The organism is Synechococcus sp. R55.7, assembly GCF_047461955.1.
Classification (GTDB): domain Bacteria; phylum Cyanobacteriota; class Cyanobacteriia; order Thermostichales; family Thermostichaceae; genus Thermostichus.
Map to the genome: position 1 here is coordinate 18,861 of NZ_JANSIC010000003.1, position 3,239 is coordinate 22,099.

3 protein-coding genes and 1 pseudogene are annotated in these 3,239 nt (G+C 59.2%); 3 read left to right on the forward strand and 1 reads right to left on the reverse strand.

Annotated features, from left to right (window positions below; genetic code table 11):
• Together NW820_RS00475 and NW820_RS00480 are read left to right on the forward strand one after the other, a co-directional pair.
• Nucleotides 1–213 (forward strand): annotated as a pseudogene (locus tag NW820_RS00475) (AarF/ABC1/UbiB kinase family protein); the annotation flags it as partial.
• Nucleotides 213–932 carry a PP2C family protein-serine/threonine phosphatase gene (locus tag NW820_RS00480; RefSeq protein WP_414406386.1) on the forward strand — a complete coding sequence of 240 codons (720 nt, stop codon included), beginning with the start codon at nucleotides 213–215 and terminating at the stop codon, nucleotides 930–932. The pseudogene NW820_RS00475 and the gene NW820_RS00480, both read left to right, overlap by 1 nt.
• 11 nt (nucleotides 933–943) lie before the next feature.
• On the opposite strand, the gene NW820_RS00485 is transcribed toward NW820_RS00480, so the two are convergent.
• Entirely contained in the window at nucleotides 944–1,861 is a 918-nt protein-coding gene (locus NW820_RS00485) for a histone deacetylase (protein WP_011432582.1), read from the reverse strand.
• A 131-nt stretch (nucleotides 1,862–1,992) separates the two neighbouring features.
• Here NW820_RS00485 and NW820_RS00490 point away from each other — a divergent pair.
• The coding region (locus NW820_RS00490; RefSeq protein WP_414406387.1) for a serine/threonine-protein kinase at nucleotides 1,993–3,239 on the forward strand (1,247 nt) is incomplete at its 3' end.

Consider the following 3,239-nt stretch of genomic DNA (forward strand, 5'->3'; position numbering starts at 1 on the left):
AGCGAGACGGAGCGCTTGCTGCGCAAGCTGAACAACACCGGGCTGGGAGTCATTTACGGGGTGTTGTTTGCGGCCTTTTTTTTGAGCGCAACTCAGCTCTTTTTGGCCGGACATGCTACCTTAACGGTTATCGCTTTGGTTTTGGCTGCCCTCGCTGCTCTTGCTTTACTCAGAGTACTCTTAAGGTTGAATCGGTCAGAGCGATTGATGTGATGCGACGATATGCCTGCGCTACGGATCCCGGCAAGCTCCGCAGCAGCAATCAGGATGCCTACTACTGCGATCCGGAGGGACGCTACTTTATTGTTGCCGATGGTATGGGAGGACATGCTGCTGGGGCTACAGCCAGCCTGTTGGCCGTCGAGACCATCCGGGAATATCTGGATCGAGGCTGGAAAAACGTGCCGGCGCCCCGGTTGCTCAGCGAAGCCGTAGAAGCGGCCAACAGTGCCATCCTCAAGGATCAGCGGGAAAATCCAGAGCGGGCAGACATGGGCACTACGGTGGTGGTGGCCATGGTGGATCCCAAGGGCAACTGCTGGAGCGCTCACATCGGTGATTCTCGCCTCTATCGCCTACGGGGATCCGAAATGCAGCAAATGACCGAGGATCACACCTTAGTGGCTCGCTCCATTCGACTGGGGGAGCTGACCTATGAGCAGGCCCGGATTCACCCTTGGCGACATATTCTCGAGCGCTGCCTGGGCCGACCCGATGCGGGTCCACCTTCTGTGCAGCCGATTACAGTTTACCCAGGGGATCGCCTGTTGTTGTGTAGCGACGGCCTAACTGAGGAGCTGGACGACGAAGTGATCATCGAGTATTGCCTGCAGGTGGAAGATTTGGAGCAACTTCCCCTAAAGCTCATCGAGGCGGCCAAAGAGCGGGGCGGGCGAGACAACATCACAGTAGTGATTGCCGAATACGCCTAGTTTGCGCCCGGCTAAAGACGGTATTGGCGGTACACTTCGCTGGCAGCCCGGTGCAGCAGGGAGTGGCGATACACGAGGCGGTTGAGGTCTTTGCCGTAGCCGCCGCCGATGACGCAGGCGACAGGATAGCCCTGCTTTAGACAAGTGTTCAGCACTTGCATGTCCCGCCGAAACAGGCCCTGGTCGCTAAGGGCCAGCTTGCCCAGGAGATCTTCCTCGTGGGGATCCACACCGGCATCGTAGAGCACCAGGTCAGGGCGCACCTGAGCCAACAGATCGGGCAAGTGGTCGGCCAAAGTCTGGAGATAGGCTTCATCTTCCATGCCTACTGGCAGGGGCACGTCCAGGTCGCTCTGTTGTTTGGTGGCGGGGAAGTTGGCCTCGCAGTGCATGGAAAAGGTGAACACCCGCGGCTCGGAGCGAAAGATCCAAGCAGTGCCATCTCCCTGGTGGACATCCAAATCCACGATCAAGAGCCTTTGCACTAGCCCTTGCTGCAGCAAGACTTGGGCGGCAATGGCCAGGTCGTTGAAGATACAAAAGCCGGAGCCGTAGGCGGGGAAGGCATGGTGGGTGCCACCGGCGGTGTTGCAGGCCAAGCCATGGCGCAGGGCCAATTGGGCGGTCAAGACGGTACCCCCCACTGCTCGACAGGTGCGCTGTACCAGCTCTGGGCTCCAGGGCAGGCCGATGCGCCGCTGCAATTTGGCTTCCAGGGATCCCTCACAGTAGGCCCTGACGTACTCAGGGGTATGTACCGACTCAATCCAGGCGAGAGGGGGCAGCTCAGGGTGGTGCACTTGCTGGGGGCGGATCACCCCTTCCCGCAGCAGCAGCTCTTGCAAGAGGCGAAATTTCGGCATGGGAAAGCGATGGCCCGGCGGCAGGGGGGCACTGTAGTCGGGGTGGTAAACAATTGGCAAAGACATCAAGGGCAACTGGATTGACGGCGGCGAGCATGGCCTATGACGGCTCCAGTGCTTATGGTAGAGGTAGCCCGCTCCTGCCGGATCCCTTCGAGACTCTTGCAAACCTGTTCTCTGTACCGCCGCGATTCCCTATGTTTACTGCGTCGGATCCCTTTTTGGGTCGCCTCTTGGCTCAGCGTTATCGACTTGTACATCTGCTGGGACAGGGGGGCATGGGGCGAGTCTATTTGGCTCAAGATTTGCTCTTTGGTGGGGTGGAAGTGGCTGTCAAGCTGCTTTCCCAGCCGGCAATGGATCAGCGCACCCGCCTGCGCTTTGAACGGGAAGCGAAAGCCTGCGCGGCTTTGGGCCAAAAAAGCCTGCACATTGTCAAAGTCAATGACTATGGCCTTACCCCCGATGAGGTGCCTTTCTATGTGATGGAATACCTGAACGGCCAAACCCTCAAGGATATTCTGGCCGCAGGGGCTTTGCCTTTGGAGCGCTTCTTCCGGCTGGCCCGTCAAATTGGCTTGGGGTTGAAAGCAGCCCACGAGGGGATCCTCATGGAAGGGCAAAGGGTACAGGTGATCCACCGCGATTTGAAGCCGGCCAACGTGATCGTGGTGGCCGATGACAGTTTTGGGGAACTGGCGAAGCTGGTGGATTTCGGCATTGCCAAGCTGCTCAATAGCCATGAATCTTTGAGCTTTACCCATGCCTACCTGGGAACGCTGGCCTATTCTTCCCCAGAACAACTGGAGGGATCCCCTCTGGACGTCCGTTCCGACATCTACAGCTTCGGGATCATGCTGTACCAGATGGTGTCTGGCCAGATGCCCCTCAAGCCCACCACCGAATCTTTCCCGGGCTGGTACCAGGCCCACCACAAGCGCCGCCCCATTCCTCTGGAAGACCTGGGATTGAAGTTCGCGCTGCCCGCCGGTTTGTCTGACTTGATCCTCGGTTGCCTGGCCAAAGATCCTGCCGCCCGCCCGCAATCGGTGGCCAATGTGTTGGCGGAGCTGGAGCACATTCAAGCCAGAGCACAGGGATCCCAAAAAGGATCTCCAGAGACCGTTGCCCTTCAATCTCCGCTGATCTCCTCTGGAAGTGTTGCCTCTGGCCCACTTTCTGGAGACCCCACTGCTGTTGCGCCGCCCTTGGCCGCATCAGGTACTCTGCGGCTCAGGCCCTTGACGGCGGCCACGGAGGTCGAGAACGGGGGATCCCTGCTTTGGGTGCGCCTGATTCCCTTTCTGATGGGCGGGCTGCTGGGCTGGGTTTTGGTGAGTTGGCAATGGGGACAGTTGCTGCAGCGCCCCTCGGCCCCCCGTGTTTCCGGGCCAGGATCTCGTCCGGCAGTGGAAGATCCCATTGCCCCAGAGAATGCCCATCC

Coding starts and splice junctions, on each gene's coding strand:
- NW820_RS00480 (WP_414406386.1), top strand. CDS start 213: ATGCGACGATATGCCTGCGCTACGGATCCCGGCAAGCTCCGCAGCAGC.
- NW820_RS00485 (WP_011432582.1), bottom strand. CDS start 1,861: ATGTCTTTGCCAATTGTTTACCACCCCGACTACAGTGCCCCCCTGCCG.